The organism is Sphingomonas endophytica (assembly GCF_014199415.1).
Lineage (GTDB): Bacteria > Pseudomonadota > Alphaproteobacteria > Sphingomonadales > Sphingomonadaceae > Sphingomonas > Sphingomonas endophytica.
The window spans coordinates 92,088-114,321 of sequence record NZ_JACIJN010000005.1 but is presented as its reverse complement, the minus strand read 5'-3'; the positions used below and the strand labels follow the sequence as shown (position 1 = coordinate 114,321).

The 22,234-nt window shown below is 68.1% G+C and carries 18 protein-coding genes; 15 read left to right on the top strand and 3 right to left on the bottom strand.

Features of this window, described 5'->3' with window-relative positions:
• The 13 genes from sufB to FHS97_RS08850 all read left to right on the top strand — a co-directional run bounded on the left by sufB (position 1) and on the right by FHS97_RS08850 (position 17,687).
• Positions 1-1,464: a Fe-S cluster assembly protein SufB gene (gene sufB, locus FHS97_RS08910; RefSeq protein WP_028967178.1), complete on the top strand. Its 1,464-nt coding sequence runs from the start codon at positions 1-3 to the stop codon at positions 1,462-1,464.
• Between the two features lie 147 nt (positions 1,465-1,611).
• Positions 1,612-2,355, top strand: coding sequence for a Fe-S cluster assembly ATPase SufC (sufC, locus tag FHS97_RS08905; protein WP_184036023.1), 744 nt, complete (start codon positions 1,612-1,614; stop codon positions 2,353-2,355).
• Entirely contained in the window at positions 2,352-3,416 is a 1,065-nt protein-coding gene (locus FHS97_RS08900; protein WP_184036020.1) for a SufD family Fe-S cluster assembly protein, read from the top strand. The genes sufC and FHS97_RS08900 overlap by 4 nt, the downstream gene beginning before the upstream one ends.
• A gap of 136 nt (positions 3,417-3,552) precedes the next feature.
• Positions 3,553-4,770 (top strand): aminotransferase class V-fold PLP-dependent enzyme, encoded by a 1,218-nt coding sequence (locus FHS97_RS08895; protein ID WP_184036017.1) that lies wholly within the window; start codon positions 3,553-3,555, stop codon positions 4,768-4,770.
• The gene (locus FHS97_RS08890) at positions 4,767-5,231 is read left to right on the top strand and encodes an SUF system Fe-S cluster assembly protein (RefSeq protein ID WP_184036014.1); all 465 of its coding nucleotides are present in this window, start codon (positions 4,767-4,769) and stop codon (positions 5,229-5,231) included. Before FHS97_RS08895 ends, FHS97_RS08890 begins: the two co-directional genes overlap by 4 nt.
• Entirely contained in the window at positions 5,231-5,584 is a 354-nt protein-coding gene (locus FHS97_RS08885) for a HesB/IscA family protein (RefSeq protein WP_184036010.1), read from the top strand. The genes FHS97_RS08890 and FHS97_RS08885 overlap by 1 nt, the downstream gene beginning before the upstream one ends.
• A 240-nt stretch (positions 5,585-5,824) precedes the next feature.
• Complete coding sequence (locus FHS97_RS08880; protein WP_184036007.1) at positions 5,825-6,724, top strand: YihY/virulence factor BrkB family protein; 900 nt, start codon at positions 5,825-5,827, stop codon at positions 6,722-6,724.
• Positions 6,725-6,754: 30 nt separating this feature from the next.
• Positions 6,755-9,178, top strand: a complete 2,424-nt coding sequence (locus FHS97_RS08875) for a glycogen/starch/alpha-glucan family phosphorylase (protein WP_184036004.1) — start codon at positions 6,755-6,757, stop codon at positions 9,176-9,178.
• A complete protein-coding gene (gene glgB, locus FHS97_RS08870; protein WP_184036001.1) occupies positions 9,175-11,346 on the top strand; it encodes a 1,4-alpha-glucan branching protein GlgB in 2,172 nt (723 codons plus the stop codon). The genes FHS97_RS08875 and glgB overlap by 4 nt, the downstream gene beginning before the upstream one ends.
• Positions 11,347-11,610: 264 nt before the next feature.
• Positions 11,611-12,873, top strand: coding sequence for a glucose-1-phosphate adenylyltransferase (gene glgC / locus FHS97_RS08865; protein ID WP_184035998.1), 1,263 nt, complete (start codon positions 11,611-11,613; stop codon positions 12,871-12,873).
• A gap of 4 nt (positions 12,874-12,877) precedes the next feature.
• Positions 12,878-14,326, top strand: coding sequence for a glycogen synthase GlgA (gene glgA / locus FHS97_RS08860; protein WP_184035995.1), 1,449 nt, complete (start codon positions 12,878-12,880; stop codon positions 14,324-14,326).
• Positions 14,323-15,942, top strand: coding sequence for an alpha-D-glucose phosphate-specific phosphoglucomutase (locus FHS97_RS08855; RefSeq protein ID WP_184035992.1), 1,620 nt, complete (start codon positions 14,323-14,325; stop codon positions 15,940-15,942). Before glgA ends, FHS97_RS08855 begins: the two co-directional genes overlap by 4 nt.
• Positions 15,939-17,687 (top strand): glycogen debranching enzyme, encoded by a 1,749-nt coding sequence (locus tag FHS97_RS08850; protein ID WP_184035989.1) that lies wholly within the window; start codon positions 15,939-15,941, stop codon positions 17,685-17,687. The genes FHS97_RS08855 and FHS97_RS08850 overlap by 4 nt, the downstream gene beginning before the upstream one ends.
• Here FHS97_RS08850 and FHS97_RS08845 read toward each other — a convergent pair.
• Positions 17,669-17,986 carry a PilZ domain-containing protein gene (locus FHS97_RS08845; protein ID WP_184035986.1) on the bottom strand — a complete coding sequence of 106 codons (318 nt, stop codon included), beginning with the start codon at positions 17,984-17,986 and terminating at the stop codon, positions 17,669-17,671. The genes FHS97_RS08850 and FHS97_RS08845 overlap by 19 nt on opposite strands.
• 123 nt (positions 17,987-18,109) lie before the next feature.
• On the opposite strand from FHS97_RS08845, the gene FHS97_RS08840 reads away from it, so the two are divergent.
• Both FHS97_RS08840 and FHS97_RS08835 read left to right on the top strand, forming a co-directional pair.
• The gene (locus FHS97_RS08840) at positions 18,110-19,291 is read left to right on the top strand and encodes a M24 family metallopeptidase (protein WP_184035983.1); all 1,182 of its coding nucleotides are present in this window, start codon (positions 18,110-18,112) and stop codon (positions 19,289-19,291) included.
• A gap of 17 nt (positions 19,292-19,308) precedes the next feature.
• Positions 19,309-20,529, top strand: coding sequence for a multidrug effflux MFS transporter (locus FHS97_RS08835; protein ID WP_246346561.1), 1,221 nt, complete (start codon positions 19,309-19,311; stop codon positions 20,527-20,529).
• On the opposite strand, the gene FHS97_RS08830 is transcribed toward FHS97_RS08835, so the two are convergent.
• Both FHS97_RS08830 and FHS97_RS08825 read right to left on the bottom strand, forming a co-directional pair.
• On the bottom strand, positions 20,484-21,800 hold the full coding sequence (locus FHS97_RS08830) for a PepSY-associated TM helix domain-containing protein (RefSeq protein WP_184035977.1): 1,317 nt from the start codon (positions 21,798-21,800) through the stop codon (positions 20,484-20,486). The two genes, FHS97_RS08835 and FHS97_RS08830, sit on opposite strands and share 46 nt — an antisense overlap.
• A gap of 47 nt (positions 21,801-21,847) precedes the next feature.
• Positions 21,848-22,231 (bottom strand): DUF2946 family protein, encoded by a 384-nt coding sequence (locus FHS97_RS08825; protein WP_184035974.1) that lies wholly within the window; start codon positions 22,229-22,231, stop codon positions 21,848-21,850.
• Positions 22,232-22,234: the final 3 nt, after the last annotated feature.

Sequence of the window (22,234 nt, the reverse complement as noted above, 5' to 3'; positions counted from 1 at the left end):
ATGGCCACCAAGAACGCCGAGGCACACGCCGCCGTCGCCAAGAAGTACGAATGGGGCTTCGCGACCGACATCGAGCAGGACTTCGCGCCCAAGGGGCTGAACGAGGACACCGTCCGCTATATTTCAGCGAAGAAGAACGAGCCGGAATGGATGCTCGACTGGCGGCTGAAGGCGTTCCGCGTCTGGCAGACGCTGGAGGCGCCCGACTGGGCGAAGCTCAACGTGCCGCCGATCGACTATCAGGATGCGTATTATTATGCCGAGCCGAAGGTGAAGAAGACGATCGCCTCGCTCGACGAACTCGATCCCGAAATCCGCCGCACCTATGAAAAGCTCGGCATCCCGATCGCCGAGCAGGAAGTGCTGGCGGGCGTCGAGGGCGCGCGCAAGGTCGCGGTCGACGCGGTGTTCGACAGCGTCTCGGTCGCCACCACCTTCCGCGCCGAGCTGAAGGCGGCGGGGGTGATCTTCCTGTCGATCAGCGAGGCGATCCGCGAATATCCCGAGCTGGTGAAGAAGTGGCTCGGCAAGGTCGTGCCGCAGCGCGACAATTATTTCGCGACGCTCAACTCGGCGGTCTTTTCCGACGGCACCTTCGTCTACGTGCCGAAGGGTGTGCGCTGCCCGATGGAGCTGAGCACCTATTTCCGCATCAATGCCGAGAACACCGGCCAGTTCGAGCGCACGCTGATCGTCGCCGACGAGGGCGCATATGTCTCCTACCTCGAAGGCTGCACCGCGCCGATGCGCGACGAGAACCAGCTGCATGCCGCGGTGGTCGAGCTGGTCGCGATGGACGATGCCGAGATCAAATATTCGACCGTCCAGAACTGGTATCCCGGCGACGAGAACGGCGTCGGCGGCATCTACAATTTCGTCACCAAGCGCGCGCTCTGCCAAGGCCGGAACAGCAAGGTGAGCTGGACGCAGGTCGAGACCGGCAGCGCGATCACCTGGAAGTATCCGTCGTGCGTGCTGGCGGGCGATGGCTCGGTCGGCGAATTCTATTCGGTGGCGGTCACCAACAACCGCCAGCAGGCCGACACCGGCACCAAGATGATCCACCTCGGCAAGAACACCAAATCGACGATCGTGTCGAAGGGGATCAGCGCCGGGCGCTCGGACAATACCTATCGCGGGCTGGTGCGCGTCGCGGCGAGCGCGGAGAACGTCCGCAACTTCACGCAATGCGACTCGCTGCTGCTCAGCGACCAGTGCGGCGCGCACACCGTGCCGTATATCGAGGTCAAGAACCCCAGCGCGCAGATCGAGCATGAGGCAACGACCAGCAAGATCAGCGAGGATCAGCTGTTCTACGCGATGTCGCGCGGGCTTGATGCCGAGGCGGCGGTCGCGCTGATCGTCAACGGCTTCGCGCGCGAGGTGCTGCAGCAGCTCCCGATGGAGTTCGCGGTCGAGGCGCAGAAGCTGCTCGGGATCAGCCTCGAGGGTTCGGTCGGTTAATCGTCGTCGTTCCTGCGGCAGGGTGTCCATCAAAGTACTATTTTGGTGGGACCCAAGGCAGGAACCAATGTCTGTCGCCGCAAGCGACACCGCGTGTTGATACAGAGATAGGCCCCTGCCTGCGCAGGGGCGACAGGTTGGGAAGCAATGCTCAAGATCGAAAACCTCCACGCCGAAATCGACGGCAAGGAAATCCTCAAGGGCCTGTCGCTCGAGGTGAACGCGGGCGAGATCCACGCGATCATGGGGCCGAACGGCGCGGGCAAGTCGACGCTCGGCTATGTGCTCGGCGGCCGGCCCGGCTATGAGGTGACCGCAGGCTCGATCACCTTCAACGGCGAGGACCTGCTGGAGAAGGAACCCCACGAGCGCGCCGCTGCCGGCGTGTTCCTCGGCTTCCAATATCCGGTCGAGATCCCCGGCGTCTCGAACGTCCAGTTCCTGCGCGAATCGCTCAACGCGCAGCGCACCAGCCGCGGCGAGAAGCCGCTGTCGGGCGCCGAGTTCCTCAAGCTGGCGCGCGCGCAGGCCGATGCGCTCGGGCTCCAGCAGGACATGCTCAAGCGCCCGGTCAACGTCGGCTTCTCGGGCGGCGAGAAGAAGCGCAACGAGATGGTGCAGATGGGGATCATCGACCCCGCCTTCGCGATCCTCGACGAGACTGACTCGGGGCTCGACATCGACGCGCTGCGGATCGTCGGCGACGGCATCAACCGCATCATGCGCAAGCCGACCAAGGCGGTGCTGCTCATCACCCACTATCAGCGCCTGCTCGATTACGTGCAGCCCGATCGCGTCCACGTCCTCGCCGACGGCCGCATCACGCGCTCGGGCGGGCCGGAACTGGCGCACGAGCTGGAGCGGCAGGGCTATGCCGAGGTCGCCGCGTGACGCTCGACCTTCCCTCCACCCGCGAGGAAGCGTGGCGCTGGGCGGATCTCGGCGGGATCGCCGCCGCCGCCGCGCTCACGCCGATCACGCGTCCCGATGCGCAGTTCCTCGACCTGCCCGGCGCGAAGCTGCTGTTCGTCGACGGCGTCCTCGATGACGCCGCCAGCGACCTCCACCGCGTCTGCGTTGGCGACCTCACCCCCGGCGCGCACGCGCTCGGCAAGCGCGCCACGCGCGGCTGGTCGCTCCACCTCGACGCGCAGGCGGTCGCGCACCCGGTGCAGGTCGTGCATGTCGCGACCGGCGGCGACAACCACGTCGCGGCGGAGATCGTGCTCGACACCGACACCTCGGCGCAGGTCGTCGAGACGTTCGTTGGCGCGGGCTGGTCGAACCGCAACACCCGCATCCGGCTCGGCAAGGCGGCGCGGCTGATGCGCGCCGTCCGCATGACGCAGGGCGCGGGCTTCGTCACGCTCCGCGACGAGGCGGAGCTGGGCGAGGGCGCGAGCCTGATCGGCACGATGCTCGCGGCGGGCGATCAGGGCGTCCGCATCGACGCCGCGATCACGCTGGCGGGCGAGGGCGGCTATGCCGAATATGGCGGCGCGCTGCTGACCCGCGACCGGCTCAAGCAGGAATGCGCGGTACGCGTCCGCCATGCCGAGCCCAACGGCCAGTCGCATCAATTGTGGCGCGCGGTCGCCGCCGACCAGTCGCAGGCAAGCCTCGCCGCCGCGGTCGAGGTCGCACGCCACGCGCAGAAGACTGACGGCGAGCAATCGTTGCGCGGACTGCTCCTGCACCGCACCGCGACCGTCAATCTCAAACCCGAGCTGGAGATCTTCGCCGACGACGTGAAGTGCGCGCACGGCGCGACGGTCGGCGAACTCGATGCCCGCGCCTTGTTCTACATGGCGAGCCGCGGCATCCCGGCGCCACGCGCCAAGGCCTTGCTGACGAAGGCGTTCGTCGCCGATGCGCTCGATCGTATCGCTGATGAGACGGTCCGCGCCGCCTTCGCCGCCGACGCGGATGCGTGGCTGGAGAGCGCATTGTGAGCGCTGTCCTACACGCCCGCCATCTGTCAGCGTCGGCGCCGATGACCGCGCTCCCGGCCCTTTCCACGCATGATGCGCAGACCGCGTTTGGCGTGACCTTCGCAAACATCCGCGCGTCGAACGGCGGGCGGCTCGCATGACCGACACCGCGCTCGCCGCCGGTCGCCCGCTCGATCTGGTCGCGGATTTTCCTGCGATCCCGGCGGGTTGGGCGTATCTCGACACCGCCGCGACCGCGCAGAAGCCGAAGCCTGTCATCGACGCGATCACCCGCGGCTACGACACCACCTACGCCACCGTCCACCGCGGCGTGTACCAACGTTCGGCGGACATGACGCTGGCCTATGAGGCCGCCCGCGCCAACATCGCCGACCTGATCGGCGCGCCCGCAAACGAGATCGTCTTCGTGCGCGGCGCGACCGAGGCGATCAACCTCGTCGCGCAGTCGTGGGCGGCGCAGAACCTCAAGCCCGGCGACCGCATCCTGCTGTCGATGCTCGAGCATCACAGCAATATCGTGCCGTGGCAGATGGTTGCCGAGCGCGTCGGCGCCGCGATCGACGTGATCCCGCTTACCGCCGATCATCGCATCGACCTCGACGCGATGGCGGCGATGATCCGCCCCGAGCACAAGCTCGTCGCGCTGGCGCATGTCTCGAACGTGCTCGGCTCGATCCTCGACGTGGCAAAGGCCAGCGAGATCGCGCATGCGGTCGGCGCGAAGATCCTGATCGACGGCTGCCAGGCGGTGCCGCGCGTGGCGGTCGACGTCGCCGCGCTCGGCTGTGACTTCTACGTCTTCTCCGGGCACAAGCTCTACGGTCCGACCGGGATCGGCGTGCTGTGGGCGCGCGCCGACCTGCTCGACGCGATGCCCCCTTATCAGGGCGGCGGGTCGATGATCGACCGCGTTTCGTTCGAGCGCACCACCTACGCGCCCGCGCCGACGCGCTTCGAGGCGGGGACGCCGCATATCGTCGGCGCGCTCGGGCTGTCGGCGGCGGTCGATTACGTCCGCGCGATCGGGCTCGACCGCATCCACGCGCACGAAACCGCCTTGGTGCGCGAGGCGCGCGCCGCGCTGTCGCACATCAATTCGATCCGCGTGCTCGGGCCGGACGACAGCGCCGGGATCGTCTCCTTCGTGATGGAGGGGGTGCATCCGCACGACATCGGCACCATCTTGGACGAGAGCCGGGTCGCGATCCGCGCCGGGCATCATTGCGCCCAGCCGCTGATGGCGGCGCTGGGCGTCGAGGCGACCGCGCGCGCCAGCTTCGCGGTCTACAACGGCCCCGGGGACGTGGCGGCGCTGGCGGCGGGAATCGAGCGAGTGAAGAGGATTTTCGGATGAGCGACTCGGTGCGGAGCGAAACGGTCGAGGCGGTCGACAAGCCGCCGCGCGCGCAGGTGTCCGACGCGGTCGATACGGGCGGTGCTGAGCGCCAGCGCGACTATCTGTCGGGCTTCCTCGCGCAGAAACCGAGCGGCGAGGCCGCGCACGAGCCCGGCGGCGCACTGTACGAGGCGGTGATCGACGCGCTCAAGGACATTTTCGACCCCGAGATCCCGGTCAATATCTACGACCTCGGGCTGATCTACGGCGTCGACGTCACCGAGGACGGCCATGCCGCGGTGACGATGACGCTGACGACGCCGCATTGCCCGGTCGCCGAGTCGATGCCCGGCGAGGTCGAGATGCGCGTCGCGGCGGTGCCGGGCATCGCCTTCGCCGACGTCAACCTCGTCTGGGATCCGCCGTGGGACCCGCAAAAGATGTCCGACGACGCGCGGCTCGAACTGGGGATGCTGTGATGGCCACCACGCTCCGCGCGCGCCCTGCGCCGCTGCTGCTCACCCCGACCGCCGAGGCGCGCATCGCCGAGCTGATGGCCAAGGCTCCGGTGGATGCGATCGGCGTCAAGCTGTCGACCCCGCGCCGCGGCTGTTCGGGGCTGGCCTATTCGGTCGATTACGTCACCGAGGCCCTGCCGATGGACGAGCGGATCGAGACGCCGGGCGGCACCCTGTTCGTCGACGGCGGGTCGATCCTGTATCTGATCGGCTCGACGATGAACTGGGTCGAGGACGATTTCACCGCCGGCTTCGTCTTCAACAACCCCAACGCCAAGGGTGCGTGCGGCTGCGGCGAGAGCTTTACGGTATAGCCGTCGCTTCTGCCCACAACCCGTCACCCCTGCGCAGGCAGGGGCCCATGTCTATGGAATGTTTCGGTAAATTTGACACATCGCCCGGCGCGCCTGTGTCAGGCCGATCGGCATACGACGCAGAGATAGGCCCCTGCCTTCGCAGGGGCGACGGGAGTGGGAGGTCTGCCGACCGCCGGACTAACCCAGGCTAATCCTTCCACCGGGAGCCTACGCCGCCGCGCGGCGTTCGCCCCCGTAATGAACATCGATCTCTCCTCGGCCGATCTCTGGCGATCCTTCCGGCGCAACTGGTGGGGCCAGATGAAGGCCGCCTACACCGCCTCGAACGACGACAATCTCGGACTGATCGCAGCCGGCGCGGCTTTCTACATCATCTCTTCGATCGCACCGATCCTCGCGGTGACGGTGTTCACCTATGGGCTGTTCGCCGATGCCGCGACCGTGCAGGAAGATATTCGCGCGCTGTTCGCCGCGCTGCCCGGCGATGTCGCGACGCTGGTCGGGCAGCAGCTCGACATCGTCACCTCGGGCTCGCAGGGGCGCAAGGGACTGGGATTGATCATCGCGCTCGTCATCGCGCTCTACGGCGGCAGCAAGGCCGCGACCGCGATGATGACCGCGCTCAACGTCGCCTATGAGGTCAAGGACAAGCGCAATTTCATCGTCTGGACGCTGACCTCGTTCGCGATCGTGCTCGGCGGTATCCTGCTGATCTTCCTCGGCATCGCCGCCAGCGCGGTGGTGGCGTTCATCGGCACGTTGATCCCGTGGTTTCCGGGCATCGTCCTCGCGTTGATCCGCATCGCGACCTATGCGCTGCTCGCGACGATCGTCATCACCGGCGCGTCGCTGCTGTTCCGGTTCGGGCCGTATCGCCACGGCGCGCGGCTGCGCTGGGCGACGCCGGGGACGGTCACCGCGACCGCGGTGTGGCTGCTCGCGACCACCGGCTTCAGCGTCTATGTCGCCAATTTCGGCAATTACGGCGCGACCTACGGCTCGCTCGGCGCGATCATCGTCGCGCTGACCTGGCTGTGGCTCAGCGTCTACGCCTTCCTGCTCGGCGCCGCGCTCGATGTGCAGGCCTATCGTGGACGGTCGGTGGAAAGCGTTGCTGGCGGGGCGGTCACCGCTTAGTCATTGTGCATACGTATCGGGGGGGCAGGCGTGATCGAGACCGAAACCGTGGCGCAGCGGGGTCCGCTGGCGCTCAACATCCTCGACACGCTGGTGCATCGCATCGGCAAGGACGAGCAGGCCGCGCGGCCGCACGATTGGCTCGCGGCGACGATCCTCACTGTGCGCAACGAGATTATCGAACGCTGGATGGCTTCCACCAAGGCCACGCACGCCGCGGGGGCGAAGCGCGTCTATTATCTCAGCCTCGAATTCCTGATCGGCCGCCTGCTGCGCGATACGCTGGCGAACCTGTCGGCGCGCGAGGAGGTGGCGGCGGCGCTGCACGAACTCGGCGTCGACCTCGCCGCGCTGGAGGAGATCGAGCCCGACGCCGCGCTCGGCAACGGCGGCCTCGGCCGGCTCGCGGCATGTTTCATGGAAAGCCTCGCGACGCTCGACCTGCCCGCCTACGGTTACGGCATCCGCTATGTGAACGGCATGTTCCGCCAGCGGATTGATGACGGCTGGCAGGTCGAGCTGCCCGAGACGTGGCTGCAATACGGCAACCCCTGGGAATTCCGCCGCCGCGAGAGCGCGTATGTGATCGGCTTCGGCGGCGAGGTGCACGGCGACGAAAGCGGCGCGGTGACGTGGAAGCCGGGCGAAATCGTCGAGGCGATGGCGGTCGATACGCCGGTGGTCGGCTGGCGCGGGCGGCGCGTCAACACGCTGCGGCTGTGGACCGCACGCAGCCTCGATCCGTTCAAGCTCGACGCCTTCAACCAGGGCGATTTCGCGGGTGCAATGGCCGACCAGCTCCGCGCCGAGACCTTGGTCCGCGTCCTGTACCCGAACGATTCGACCGCGGCGGGGCAGGAGCTGCGGCTGCGGCAGGAATATTTCTTCTCGTCCGCCTCGATCCAGGACATCGTCCGCCGCCACGTCCAGTATTTCGGCGATATCCGCACGCTGCCCACGCGCGCCGCGATCCAGCTCAACGACACGCATCCAGCGGTGTCGGTCGCCGAGCTGATGCGGCTGCTGCTCGACGAACATGGTCTCGCATTCGACGAGGCGTGGGAGATCACGCAGGCGACGTTCGGCTATACCAACCACACGCTCCTGCCCGAGGCGCTGGAGAGCTGGCCGCTGCCGCTGTTCGAGCGATTGCTGCCGCGCCACATGCAATTGGTCTATGCGATCAACGCCAGATTGCTCCGCGCCGCGCGACAGGCGGACGGGCTGGACGACCGCGCGATCGCCGCGATCAGCCTGATCGACGAGGGCGGCGAGCGACGCGTCCGCATGGCGAACCTCGCCTTCGCCGGTTCGCACAGCGTCAACGGCGTCGCGGCGCTGCATACCGGGTTGATGAAGACGACGGTCTTCGCCGACCTCCACCAGCTCTATCCCGAACGGATCAATAACAAGACCAACGGCATCACCCCGCGTCGCTGGTTGCAGGAGTGTAATCCGGGGCTCACGTCGCTGATCCGCGAGGCGATCGGCGACGGGTTCATGGAGGACGCCGGCAAGCTGACCGCGCTCGCCCCGTTCGCCGAGGACGCCTCGTTCCGCGAGCGCTTCATGGCGGTCAAGCGCGCGAACAAGGCTGCGCTGTCCGATTACCTGCGCAGCGAAATGGGCGTGCGGCTCGATCCGTCGGCGATCTTCGACGTGCAGATCAAGCGCATCCACGAATACAAGCGCCAGTTGCTCAACATTGTCGAGACGGTGGCGCTGTACGATCAGATCCGGAGCCACCCGGAGCGCGACTGGACGCCGCGCGTCAAGCTGTTCGCGGGCAAGGCGGCGTCGAGCTATCATCAGGCCAAGCTCATCATCAAGCTGGCCGGCGACGTCGCGCGGCGCGTCAACGCCGATCCGTCGATCGGCGGGCTGCTCAAGGTCGCGTTCGTCCCCAATTACAACGTCAGCCTTGCGGAGCGGATGGTGCCTGCGGCTGACCTGTCAGAGCAGATCTCGACCGCCGGCATGGAGGCGTCGGGCACGGGCAACATGAAGTTCGCGCTCAACGGTGCGCTGACGATCGGGACGCTGGACGGCGCGAACGTCGAGATCCGCGATCACGTCGGTGCGGAGAATATCGTAATCTTCGGCCTGACCGCCGACGAGGTCGCCGCCAAGCGGGCCGGCGGCTACAATCCGCGCGCGGTCATCGAAAATTCGGCGGAACTCGCGCAGGCGGTGAACGCGATCGCTTCCGGAGTGTTTTCACCAGATGACCACGACCGCTATCGCGATCTCATGAACGGCCTGTACGACCATGACTGGTTCATGGTGGCGGCCGATTTCGACGCCTATGCCGCCGCGCAGCGCGACGTCGACCGGCGCTGGGCGGACCGCGACGGTTGGGGCCGCAGTGCGATCCGCAACGTCGCGAACATGGGGTGGTTCTCGTCGGATCGTACGATCGGCGAATATGCACGCGAGATCTGGGGCGTGAAGTGAAGCCGCCCGCCGCCGCGATCGACGCGCTGCTGGACGGCACCAACGAGGATCCCTTTGCGCTGCTCGGCCCGCATCGCGGCCCGGAAGGCACGTTCGCGCGCGTATGGATACCGGGCGCGGACACCGTCGTCGCGCATACGTTGACCGGCGAGGTGCTCGGTACGCTGACGCGGGTCGATGAACGCGGGCTGTTCGAGGGGGTCATCGACGGCGACCCGCAGCCGCTGCGCTATGTCGCGCAGGGCGGGGGCGCGGAATGGTGGGTGACGGACCCGTACAGCTTCGGTCCGGTGCTCGGCCCCACCGACGACTTCCTGATGAACGAGGGCACGCATTTCCGCCTTCACGACAAGATGGGTGCGCATCTGATCGTGCATGAAGGCGCGGAGGGCGTGCATTTCGCGGTCTGGGCACCCAACGCGCGCCGCGTTGCGGTGGTCGGTGACTTCAACGACTGGGATCTGCGTCGTCACGGGATGCGCCGGCGCAGCGACACGGGGGTCTGGGAGTTGTTCCTGCCCGATCTCGGCGCGGGCCAGGCCTATAAATTTGCGCTCACCGGCCCTGACGGCACGCTCCAGCCGCTCAAGGCCGACCCCTACGCCTTCGCCGCCGAGCTGCGCCCGAAGACCGCCTCGCTCACCACCGCGCCGATGCACCATGAATGGGGCGATGCCGCGCATCGCGAGGCGTGGGCGTCGGTCGATCCGCGCCGCGCGCCGATCAGCATCTACGAGGTCCATGCCGGCAGCTGGCAACGCGACGAGAATGGCTGGTTCCTGACCTGGGACCAGCTCGCCGAGCGGCTGATCCCCTATGCCGTGTCGATGGGCTTCACGCACATCGAGTTCATGCCGATCTCGGAGCATCCCTATGATCCGAGCTGGGGCTATCAGACCACCGGCCTCTATGCCCCCAGCGCACGGTTCGGCGATCACGAGGGCTTCGCGCGCTTCGTCGACGGCGCGCATCGCGCCGGGCTGGGCGTGCTGCTCGACTGGGTGCCGGCGCATTTCCCGACCGACGCGCACGGCCTGTCGCGCTTCGACGGCACCGCGCTCTACGAACATGAGGACCCGCGGCTCGGCTATCACCCCGACTGGAACACCGCGATCTACAACTTCGGGCGGCGCGAGGTGTCGGCGTTCCTCGTCAACAACGCGCTGTTCTGGGCCGAGCGCTATCATGTCGACGGGTTGCGCGTCGATGCGGTCGCTTCGATGCTGTACCGCGACTATTCGCGCAAGGACGGCGAGTGGATCGCCAACCGCGAAGGCGGGCGCGAGAATTGGGAGGCGGTCGACTTCATGCGCGCCACCAACCGCGCGATCTACGCCCGCGAACCCGGCGTGTTCACCGTCGCCGAGGAGTCCACGAGCTGGCCCGGCGTCTCCGCCCCCGCCTATGACGAGGCCCCGCGCACCGCGCTCGGCTTCGGGTTCAAGTGGAACATGGGCTGGATGCACGACACGCTGAAGTACATGGCGCGCGAGCCGGTTCACCGGAAGCATCATCACGACGCGATCACCTTCGGGCTGGTCTATGCCTTCGACGAGAATTTCGTGCTGCCGATCAGCCATGACGAGGTCGTGCATGGCAAGGGCTCGATGCTGACCAAGATGCCCGGCGACGATTGGCAGAAGTTCGCCAACCTCCGCACCTATTATGCGATGATGTGGGGCTATCCCGGCAAGAAGCTGCTGTTCATGGGGCAGGAGTTCGCGCAGCGCGCCGAGTGGAGCGAGGAACGCTCGCTCGACTGGGACCTGCTCCACTCGCACGCGCATGAGGGCGTCCGGAAGCTGGTGCGCGACCTCAACCGCCTCTACCGCGAGAAGCGCGCGCTCCATGCCCGCGATTGCGAGCGTGATGGCTTCCGCTGGCTGGTACGGGACGATGCCGCCAATTCGGTGTTCGTCTGGCTACGCTCAGCGCCGGGCGCCGCGCCGATCGCCGTGATCGTCAACATGACCCCGGTGGCGCGGATGCCGTATCGTGTGCCGTTGCCGCATGACGGTCGCTGGCGCGAGGTGCTCAATTCCGACGCGCACGATTACTGGGGCTCGGGGCTAGGCAATCTCGGCGGGGTGGTCGCGAGCGGCGGTCACGCGGAAGTGACGCTGCCGCCGCTGGCGACGGTGATGCTCGAATGGGAACCCGAAGCGTGAGCCCGGCTCAGACGATCCGGCCGACGAGCGCGAAGATCGCGCCCCAGGCGAGCAGCGACGGGACGAGCGCACAGGCGACGCCACGGATCAAACCGTCGGCGGAACGGGGTTGGCAGGCGGGGTGCATCGGCGATCCTCTCGATAGTCGTCTTGTTCTGACTACGCACACACTCACGTTACCCGCGCCTTTTGGCGTCAAGACCGTGACAACATGGTTAACGCGTGATGAACGACAAGTAAAGATGCAGGGAAGGAGAGCCTGACGTGGACGAACGCAAAGGTCAGCCGCTGGCGCGCGACGCAATGGCCTATGTCCTCGCCGGGGGCAGGGGCAGCCGCTTGAAGGAATTAACCGATACGCGTGCGAAACCAGCTGTTTACTTCGGCGGCAAGAGCCGCATCATCGACTTTGCCTTGTCGAACGCGATCAACTCGGGCATTCGCCGCATCGGTGTCGCGACGCAATACAAGGCGCATTCGCTGATCCGCCATCTCCAGCGCGGCTGGAACTTCTTGCGCCCTGAGCGCAACGAGAGCTTCGACATCCTCCCCGCGTCGCAGCGGATCAGCGAGTTTCAATGGTATGAGGGCACCGCGGACGCGGTTTACCAGAACATCGACATCATCGCCGAGAGCGCGCCGGAGTTCATGGTCATCCTCGCCGGCGACCATATCTACAAGATGGATTACGAGATCATGCTGCGGCAGCACTGCGACAGCGGTGCCGACGTGACGGTCGCGTGTATGGAGGTGCCGCGGATGGAGGCGGTGGCGTTCGGCGTCATGCACGTCGACGGCAACGACCGGATCGTCGATTTCGTCGAAAAGCCCGCCGACCCGCCGTCGATTCCCGGCCAGCCCGATGTCGCGCTCGCCAGCCTCGGCATCTATGTCTTTAATACCAAGCTGCTGATCGAGGAACTGCGCCGCGATGCCGCCACAGAGGGATCGTCGCGCGACTTCGGCAAGGACATCATCCCCTATCTGGTCAAGCACGGCCATGCGCATGCGCACCGCTTCTCGGCGAGCTGCGTCCGCTCGCCCGAAGAGCCCGCCGCCTATTGGCGCGACGTCGGGACGGTCGATGCCTATTGGGAGGCGAACATCGACCTCACCGATGTCGTCCCGCAGCTCGACCTCTACGATCGCGAATGGCCGCTGTGGACCTATTCGGAGCTGACCCCGCCCGCCAAGTTCGTCCACGATATCGACGGACGGCGCGGGCAGGCGGTGTCGAGCCTGGTGGCGGGCGACACGATCATCTCCGGGTCGAACGTGCATCGCAGCCTGATCTCGACGGGCGTGCGCACCCACAGTTACTCGTCGCTCGATGAGGCGGTGGTGCTGCCTTATTGCAAGATCGGCCGCAACGCGCGGCTGAGCAAGGTGGTGCTCGATCGCGGGGTGATCATCCCCGACGGGCTGGTCGTCGGCGAGGACCCGGTGCTCGACGGCCACCGCTTCCGTCGCACCGACAAGGGCGTGTGCCTGATCACCCAGCCGATGATCGACCGGCTGGAGCTGTAACGGCATGACGATCTCGGTCCTGTCGGTCGCGTCCGAAGCCTATCCGCTCGTCAAGACCGGCGGGCTTGGGGACGTGGTCGGCGCGCTGCCCGCGGCGCTGATGCCGCACGACGTCAACGTCGTCACGCTCGTGCCGGGCTATCCGCGCGTGATTGCAGCGGTACAGGGGGCTGCCGCGCTCCACGACTGGCCGGACCTGGTCGGCGCGCCGGCGCGGCTGTTGTCGGGCACGATCGGCGGGCACAAATTGCTGGTGCTCGACGCACCCGGCTATTTCGCGCGCGAGGGCGGGCCCTATGGCGATCCGTCCGGGCGCGACTGGGACGACAATTGGCGGCGCTTCGCCGCCTTCGGGCGCGCGGCGGCCGATCTTGCCTCAGGTGCGGTCAAGGGCTTCCGTTTCGACGTGCTCCACGCGCACGACTGGCAGTCGGGGCTCGCCCCGGCCTATCTGCGCTTCGCCCCGGCGGGCGGGCGCTGTGCGCGGTCAGTGATGACAATCCACAATATCGCGTTTCAGGGGCGCTTCGATGCGAGCATCTTCGGCTCGCTGGCGCTGCCCGATCGCGCCTTCGCGGTCGACGGCGTCGAATATTATGGCGGGGTCGGCTATCTGAAGGCCGGGCTGGAGGCCGCGGACGCGATCACCACCGTCAGTCCGACCTATGCCGCCGAAATCCTGCGCCCCGAGTTTGGCATGGGGCTGGAGGGCCTGATCCGCGCGCGCCGCGAGCGGGTGTCGGGGATCGTCAACGGCATCGATCCGGCAGTCTGGAATCCGGCGGCAGACGCGGCGCTGCCCGAACGCTATGACGCCGGCGACTTGGCGTTGCGCACGATCAACAAGCGCGCGCTGGAAAAGGCCTTCGCGCTCGAACCCGGTGACGGGCCTTTGTTTTGCGTCGTGTCGCGGCTGACATGGCAGAAGGGGATGGACGTGCTCGCCGACACGCTCGACGCGTTGGTCGCGGGCGGCGGACGGCTGGCGTTGCTCGGGTCGGGCGATGCGTGGCTCGAACATGCCTTTCAGGAGGCGGCGGCGCGCCACCCGGGGCGGATCGGGGTGCGGATCGGCTATGACGAGGCGCTGTCGCATCTGATGCAGGGCGGGGCGGACGCGATCCTGATCCCGTCGCGGTTCGAACCGTGCGGGCTGACCCAGCTCTACGGCCTCGCTTATGGGTGCGTGCCGGTCGTCGCGCGCACCGGCGGGCTGGCCGACACCGTGATCCACGCCAATGATGCGGCGCTCGACGCCGGGGTGGCGACCGGCATCCAGTTCGATGCCGTCACGCACGAGTCACTGGCGCAGGCCATTGCGCTTGCGTTACGGCTATTTGCCACGCCCGAACGCTGGAGCTCGATCCAGCGCGCGGGTATGGCGGCGGACTTCTCCTGGGCGACCAGCGGACGCCGCTATGCCGATCTCTACCGGGAGCTGCTGTCCGCATGATCCGTACCGTCAAGACCACGCCCTTCACCGACCAGAAGCCCGGCACCTCCGGGCTGCGCAAGAAGGTGAAGGTATTCCAGCAGCCCAATTATGCCGAGAACTTCATCCAGTCGGTCTTCGACGTGGTCGAGGGCAGGCAGGGCGCGACATTGGTGATCGGCGGCGACGGCCGGTACCTGAACCGCGAGGTAATCCAGACCGCGATCCGCATGGCGGCGGCGGCGGGCTTCGCGCGCGTCGTGGTCGGGCAGGGCGGCATCCTCTCGACCCCGGCGGCCTCGAACGTGATCCGCCAGCGCGGCGCGCTCGGCGGGCTGGTGTTGTCGGCGAGCCACAATCCCGGCGGCCCCGACGAGGATTTCGGGATCAAGTATAACGTCGCGAACGGCGGCCCCGCGCCCGAGAAGGTGACCGAGGCGATCCACGCCCGCACGCTCTCGATCGCGGAGTGGCACGCCGCCGACATCGCCGATATCGATCTCGACACACCCGGCGAGACGCAGGTCGAGGGGCTGACGGTCGAGGTGATCGACCCGGTTTCGGATTATGCCGCGCTGATGGAGACGTTGTTCGACTTCGACGCGATCCGTGCCGCCAAGCTGACGATGGCGTTCGACGCGATGAGCGCGGTGACCGGGCCGTATGCGACCGAAATCCTCGAGAAGCGGCTCGGCTTCGCACCCGGCACCGTGCGCAACGGCACCCCGCTGGAGGATTTCGGCGGGCATCACCCCGACCCCAACCTCGTCCACGCGCACGAACTATACGAGACGATGATGGCCGGCGACGCGCCCGATTTCGGCGCGGCGTCGGACGGCGACGGCGATCGCAACCTCATCATCGGGCGCGGGCGGTTCGTGACGCCCTCGGACAGTCTCGCGATGCTCGCCGCCAACGCGCATCTCGCGCCCGGCTATGCCGGCGGGCTGAAGGGGATCGCGCGCTCGATGCCGACCAGCGCCGCGGCGGATCGCGTGGCGGAGAAGCTCGGCATCCCGTCGTTTGAGACGCCGACCGGCTGGAAGTTCTTCGGCAATCTGCTCGACGCCGGGATGGCGACGATCTGCGGCGAGGAAAGCGCCGGGACCGGCAGCGACCATGTCCGCGAGAAGGACGGGCTGTGGGCGGTGCTGCTGTGGCTCAACATCCTCGCCGCGACCGGCAAGAGCGTCGACCGGATCGCGCGCGATCACTGGGCGGAATATGGCCGCAACTATTATGCGCGCCACGATTACGAGGGCGTCGACAGCGCCGCCGCGGATACGCTGATGGCGGAGTTGCGCGGCAAGCTCGACGAATTGCCCGGCACGTCGTTCGGCGCGTTGACCGTCGCGGCGGCGGACGACTTCGCCTATGAGGACCCGACCGACGCGTCGGTCAGCCGCAACCAGGGCGTGCGCGTGCTGTTCGAGGGCGGCAGCCGCGTCGTGTTCCGCCTGTCGGGCACCGGGACGAGCGGCGCGACCCTGCGCGTCTATCTCGAACGCTACGAGCCGGTCGGCGGCGCTCTGGATGCGGAAACCGGCGTGATGCTCGCCGGGATCGTCGCCGCGGCCGAGGCGATCGCCGGTATCCGCGCGCATACCGGACGCGAGCAGCCCGACGTCGTGACGTGACCGCGACGCTCGTCGCGGGCGGCGTCGACTTCACGGTCCGCGCGCCGCGCGCGGAGGCGGTCTGGCTGTGCCTGTTCGACGGCGACATCGAGCGCCGTGTCGCGATGACGCGCGTGGGTGACGACTGGCACGTGCGGGTCGACGGGGCGGGCGAGGGGACGCGCTACGGCTTCCGCACCGATGCCGATTCGGCCAAGCTGCTGGTCGATCCCCATGCGGTGACGCTCGACCGGCGCTTCGTCTACGACCCGCATCTGCGCGAGCCGCGGATCGACACCGCCGCGCTGGTCCCGAAGGCGATCGTCACCGCGCCGCTGCCGCCGCTCGACCTGCCGCCGCTCTTCCGCGCCGGCGGGCTGATCTACGAGATCAACGTCCGCGCCTTCACGATGCGCCACCCCGACGTACCGGCGGCACAGCGCGGAACGATCGCCGCGCTGGCGCATCCGGCGGTGATCGCGCACCTCCAGCGGATCGGAGTTGCGGCGGTCGAACTGATGCCGGTCGTCGCATGGATCGACGAGCGGCATCTGCCGCCGCTCGGGCTCGGCAACGGCTGGGGCTACAACCCGGTCGTGCCGATGGCGCTCGATCCGCGGCTCGCCCCCGGCGGTATCGCCGAGCTGCGCGCCACCGTCGCGGCGTTGCGCGACGCCGGGATCGGCACGCTCCTCGACCTCGTGTTCAATCACACCGGCGAGAGTGATCTGCTCGGCCCGACGCTGTCGCTGCGCGGGCTGGATGATGCCGCCTATGCGCGCGCGCCCGACGGCAGGCTCATCAACGACGCCGGCACCGGCAATACGCTCGACTTCGCCAATCCGGCGGTGCGCACGCTGTCACTCGACACGCTGCGCCATTTCGTCACGCAAGCCGGGGTCGATGGCTTCCGCTTCGATCTCGCTACGGTGATGGCGCGCGGCCCCGGCTTCGACCGCGACGCGCCGATCTTCGCCAAGATCGCCGCCGACCCGGTGCTGCGCGATCGCGTGCTGATCGCCGAGCCGTGGGACATCGGCCCCGGTGGCTATCAACTCGGCAACTTCCCCGCCGACTGGCTCGAATGGAACGACCGTTATCGCGACGACGTCCGCCGCTTCTGGCGCGGCGACGGCAGCGCGGGGGCGCTCGCGACGCGACTGATGGGATCGAGCGACCTGTTCGGCGACCGCACGCGCGGGGTCAGCTTCGTCGCCGCGCACGACGGCTTCACGCTCGCCGACACCGTCGCCTTCGCCACCCGCCACAATCACGCCAATGGCGAGGACAATCGCGACGGCCATGCCGGCGAGATCGCGTGGAACAACGGCGTCGAGGGCGACAGCGAGGACGCCACCGTCCGCGCCGCCCGCGACGCCGATGTCCGCGCGCTGCTCGCGACGCTGTTCGCGACGCGCGGGACGATCCTGCTGACCGCTGGTGACGAGTTCGGCCGCACGCAGGCCGGCAACAACAACGGCTATGCGCAGGACGAATTGCTGTGGCTCGATTGGGATGGCCGCGACCGCGCGCGCGAATCGTTCGTCGCCGACCTCGCACGACGGCGGGCGGCGTGCGCGTCGCTCGCCGACCCGGCGATCGCGCACGATGCGACGTGGTTACGCCTCGACGGTCAGCCGATGCGCGACGCGGACTGGCAGGACGCGCCCGGCTTCATCCTGCGCTTGCGCGACGCGACGATCACCGTCGACCGCACCGCGCGCACCGTCACCCTGACGCCGTCGGATCAGCCGCAGATCGCATAAGGCGCGGCATTGGTGGTCGCGTCGACCAGATCGCGCAATTCCTTGCTGTTCAACGGCTTCATGAACTCGCAGCCGAAGACATGGTCGTCGACCCACGCGATTCGCGCGTGGCGTTCGGCTCCGCCCGGCAACGTCAGCTTCAGCAGCGTGCCCGCGGCCAGCGGCATCCCGCCGCGCGCGCGCAGCCCCGCCGCCGAGGCGTCGAGGATCTCGATCGAAATCGCCAGCCGCGCCAGCCCGCGACATTCGGCCGCAAGCCGTGGCTCCCGACGGTTGTCGATCTGCGGTTTGGATGCCATGGCCCCTTCTCACTTCTTCTACCCTGCCCGTGATCTACGGAGCGAGGAGTAAAGAAGCGGTAACCACCTATGTTATTGTCCGTCGACGCAGCGACGGCATGACCCAATTTGACGGAGCGTGGCATGACGATCGGCGGATCCAGCGCGGCGGCGGAGCTTGCGGCGATTACCCCCTGGGCAGACCGGGCAGCACCGATCGACGTTGCCGAGCGCATCGCGCGGCTGGAGCGCGCGCGCGCGCTGACCGCCGAGCTGGGGGCGGACGCCTTGCTGGTGCAGGCCGGGGCGTCGCTCCACTATTTCACCGGCGTGCCGTGGCACCCGAGCGAGCGGCTGGTCGCGCTGCTGCTGCCCGTCTCCGGCACGCCGCGGCTGATCTGCCCGGCGTTCGAGCGCGGCACGCTGGAGGCCGAGCTGGCGATCACCGCCGATCTGGCGCTGTGGGAAGAGGATGCGGATCCGGTCGCGCTGGTGGCCGATGCGTTACCGGCCGGGGCGACGCTCGCGCTCGACCCGATGCTCTTCTACGGCTGGGCGCGGCGGCTGGCGGGGGCGGGGCTGACGACGGTCGATGGCGCCGCCGCGATCGACGGCTGCCGGATGGTCAAATCGCCGGGCGAGCTGGCGCTGCTGTCGCAGGCCAAGCAGATGACGCTGGCCGTGCAGGCCGCTGCCGCGCGCATCCTGCGTCCCGGTATCCGCGAGAGCGAGGTGGTGCGCTTCATCGACGACGCGCATCGCGCGATCGGCGGCGGCCCTTCGTTCTTCTGCATCGTGCAATTCGGACAGGCGACCGCCTATCCGCATGGCCTGCCCGGCGACCGCGCGCTGGCGGAGGGCGATCTGGTGCTGGTCGATACCGGCTGCCGCGTGCAGGGCTATCATTCCGACATCACCCGCACCTATGCCTTCGGCCCGGTCGACGACGAGGTGCGCGCGATCTGGGACATCGAACACGCGGCGCAGGCCGCCGCCTTCGCCGCGGTCGCGCCGGGCGTGCCGTGCGAGGAGATCGACGCCGCGGCGCGCGCGGTGTTGGTGCGCGAGGGGCTGGGGCCGGATTATCGCCTGCCCGGTCTGCCGCACCGCACCGGCCATGGTATCGGGCTCTCGATCCACGAGCCGGCATATCTGGTCCGCGGCGACCGAACGCCGCTCGCGCCCGGCATGTGCTTCTCGAACGAGCCGATGATCGTCGTGCCCGGGCGGTTCGGCATCCGGCTGGAGGATCATTTCTACGTCACGGACGCTGGAGCGGCGTGGTTTACCGAGCCGCAACCGAGTATCGACCGGCCATTCGATTGAAAACGGACACAATTCCCATGAAGCCCCACGCCGCGCCTCCGGGCATGCACGCGACCGAATTCGTCATTTTCGTCGCGGCGGTGATGGCGGTGAACGCGCTGGGTGTCGATCTGATGCTCCCGGCGCTCGCCGATATCGGGCGCGATCTGGCGATCGATCAGGCGAACCACCGGCAGTGGGTGGTGACCGCCTATGTGCTGGGTTTCGGTGTCGGGCAGTTGCTCTACGGCCCGCTCGCCGATCGCTACGGGCGCAAGCCGGTGTTGATCGCGACGCTGATCGGCTTCGTCGGGGCGAGCGTCTTCGCCGCCGCCTCGGTGACGTTTACCGCGCTGCTCGGCGCGCGGGTGTTGCAGGGGCTGATGTCGGCCTCGACGCGCGTGATCGCGGTGGCGGTGGTGCGCGACAATGCCTCGGGCCGCGCGATGGCGCGCACCATGTCGGTGGCGCAGATGATCTTCTTTCTCGTCCCGATCCTCGCGCCGACGATCGGGCAGGGGTTGCTGGTGATCGGGCCGTGGCGGTTCGTCTTCTATGCGCTGGGCGGCTTTGCGGGGCTGGTGCTGGTCTGGACGCTGACGCGGCTGCCCGAGACATTGCCGGTCGAGCGCCGCACCGCGATCTCGCTCGCCAATCTTTCCAGCAGCTACCGGCTGACGCTCACCAATCGTTACTCGCTCGGCTATGCGCTCGCCGCGTCGCTGACGTTCGGCGGGATCATCGCGTTCGTCTCCTCGGCGCAGCAGGTGTTCGTCGACGAGTTCGGCGCGGGCGACCGCTTCACCGTCCTGTTCGCGATCTGCGCGGGCGCGATGGGCGTGGCGTCGTTCATGAACAGCCGGCTGGTCGAGCGGCTCGGCACGCGGCTGATCTCGCAGACCGCGGTGCTGGCGCTGATCGTGCTGTCGGTGCTGCATCTGTCGGTGGTGTGGATGGGCTGGGAGACGCTGGTCAGCTATATGGTCTTCCAGTCGCTGAGCATGACCTGCATCGGCCTGTGCGGGTCGAACTTCGGCGCGATGGCGATGGAGCCGGTCGGGCGGATCGCGGGCACCGCCTCGTCGGTACAGGGCTTCATCACCAGCGTCGGCGCGGTGCTGGTCGGATCGGCGATCGGCCAATCCTATGCCGGCACCACGCTGCCGCTGACGCTGGGGTATCTCGCGATCGGCGTCGCGGCGTTCGTGATCGTCTATGTCGTGGAGGAGGGCCAGCTCTTCCGCGCGCGGCTCGCCTGAGCCGCGGCGAGCGCGGCCTTGATGCGCCCGGAGGCCAGCGCGACAAGCATCGTCAGCCCGGTCAGCGGGAACAGCACGCCCGCCACCCCCATGATCGCGAGCAGCCCGGTGCCGGTGCGCGCATCGGGCAGTGTGGTCCGACCGCGCGGGCCGCGCTTCCACCACATCACCGGCGCGGTGACGGTCAGCAACGCGAGCGCCGCGCAGGCGAACAGCATGATCAGCCGGTTCGCCTCGCCATATTCCTTGCCCTGATGGACCGCGGCGCTCCACTCGATCACCTGACCGGGGCGACCGAAGTCCTTGAACCCGGCGTCCTGCAGCACGCGCCCGGTGCCGGCATCGACATAGACGACATGCGCCGCCCCCGACGTCCCGAGCGTCGCGCTGACCAGATACGGCGCGCCCGGTCCTTCCGGCCACGTCAACGTCCAGTCGGGCGCCATGCCGCGCGCCTGTGCCACCGCCAGCGCGCGGTCGGCGGCAATGCGCGGACCGGCATGGCCCATCGGCATCACATGTTGCTGGAGCGACCATGGCAAATCGTGCCCGGCATGACCCTCGCCACCGGGGGCGGCGGGGCGACCCCAGCCCGCGCCGGCGACGCCCGCCTGCACGTTGTGCCCCCATACTGCGCTCCACGGCATCCCGCTGAGCGCAAGGAACAGGATCAGCCCGCCCGCGAACAGCCCGGTCACGGCATGGAGGTCGCGCCAGAACAGCCGCCCGCTCGCGCGGCCGCGCACCGTCACCGTGCGCCCGCGTCCCCACCACAAATACAGCCCGCTGACGACGAGGATGATCGACCAGCCGGCGGCGATCTCGATCAGCCAGTTGCCGACCCAGCCGGTGATCGCGAGGCTGTGCAGATGCTTGACGGTCTGCATCACCCCGCCGGGATTGGTGGTTCCGAAGACGTGCGCGTCATGCGGATCGACGAACGCCATCTGCAGGTCGCCATCGCCGCGCCGTACGGTCACGCGCCAGCTCTCGTCGAGGGCGGCGGGCTTCTGCACCTGCGTCACCGTGCCGCCGACCGAGGCCCCGACGCGCGCGGCGAGCGTCTCGAGCGGCAGCGTCGCGCGCCCCGGGGTGACGTGGTTCCAGTCGTCATAGACCTGCCGCTCGATCTCGGGCTTGTAGAGATACAGCGCGCCGGTCACCGCCAGCCACAGCAGGAAGGGCAGCACCAGCAGGCCGGCGAAGAAGTGCCAGCGCCACACCGCGCGCTGGAGTTCGGCCGCGATCGCGGCCGGACGGGAAGGGGTCATGACGATTCCTCGGGTTCGGCGCGCGCCCGGCGCGCCGCGACAGCAGGTCAGCGGGTCGGGAGGATCGTTGGTGGGGCGCGGAGTGGCGGACGCCAGCGGAGCGCGCTACGCGGCGCAAGCTGGGTTTCTGGAGGTAGAGGACGCCCGACCACTGCCGCCAACGGCAGTACCAGCAAGAGCACGATCGCGAGCAACGTCGCCGGTGCGGCGACCGCGGCAAAGGCGCACGGACGCTCAAAACCGTCGTGCACCGGCGCGTCCGGCGCGTGATGATGCGCGCCGGTCGCCATCGTCATGCCGGGGCAGACGACGATCGCGACCTGCCCGTGCGCGACCTGCGGCATGAACCCGGCCGGCACCAGCAACCGGACCAGCAACGCCAGCGCGGCCACGACCGCGAACAGCGTCGATCGTGTGCGAATGCCGCTCACCCC

Excerpts from the sequence above, each read along its gene's own strand:
- sufB (WP_028967178.1), top strand. The coding sequence starts at position 1 with ATGGCCACCAAGAACGCCGAGGCACACGCCGCCGTCGCCAAGAAGTAC.
- sufC (WP_184036023.1), top strand. The coding sequence starts at position 1,612 with ATGCTCAAGATCGAAAACCTCCACGCCGAAATCGACGGCAAGGAAATC.
- FHS97_RS08895 (WP_184036017.1), top strand. The coding sequence starts at position 3,553 with ATGACCGACACCGCGCTCGCCGCCGGTCGCCCGCTCGATCTGGTCGCG.
- FHS97_RS08890 (WP_184036014.1), top strand. The coding sequence starts at position 4,767 with ATGAGCGACTCGGTGCGGAGCGAAACGGTCGAGGCGGTCGACAAGCCG.
- FHS97_RS08885 (WP_184036010.1), top strand. The coding sequence starts at position 5,231 with ATGGCCACCACGCTCCGCGCGCGCCCTGCGCCGCTGCTGCTCACCCCG.
- FHS97_RS08880 (WP_184036007.1), top strand. The coding sequence starts at position 5,825 with ATGAACATCGATCTCTCCTCGGCCGATCTCTGGCGATCCTTCCGGCGC.
- glgA (WP_184035995.1), top strand. The coding sequence starts at position 12,878 with ATGACGATCTCGGTCCTGTCGGTCGCGTCCGAAGCCTATCCGCTCGTC.
- FHS97_RS08855 (WP_184035992.1), top strand. The coding sequence starts at position 14,323 with ATGATCCGTACCGTCAAGACCACGCCCTTCACCGACCAGAAGCCCGGC.
- FHS97_RS08845 (WP_184035986.1), bottom strand. The coding sequence starts at position 17,986 with ATGGCATCCAAACCGCAGATCGACAACCGTCGGGAGCCACGGCTTGCG.
- FHS97_RS08840 (WP_184035983.1), top strand. The coding sequence starts at position 18,110 with ATGACGATCGGCGGATCCAGCGCGGCGGCGGAGCTTGCGGCGATTACC.
- FHS97_RS08835 (WP_246346561.1), top strand. The coding sequence starts at position 19,309 with ATGAAGCCCCACGCCGCGCCTCCGGGCATGCACGCGACCGAATTCGTC.
- FHS97_RS08830 (WP_184035977.1), bottom strand. The coding sequence starts at position 21,800 with ATGACCCCTTCCCGTCCGGCCGCGATCGCGGCCGAACTCCAGCGCGCG.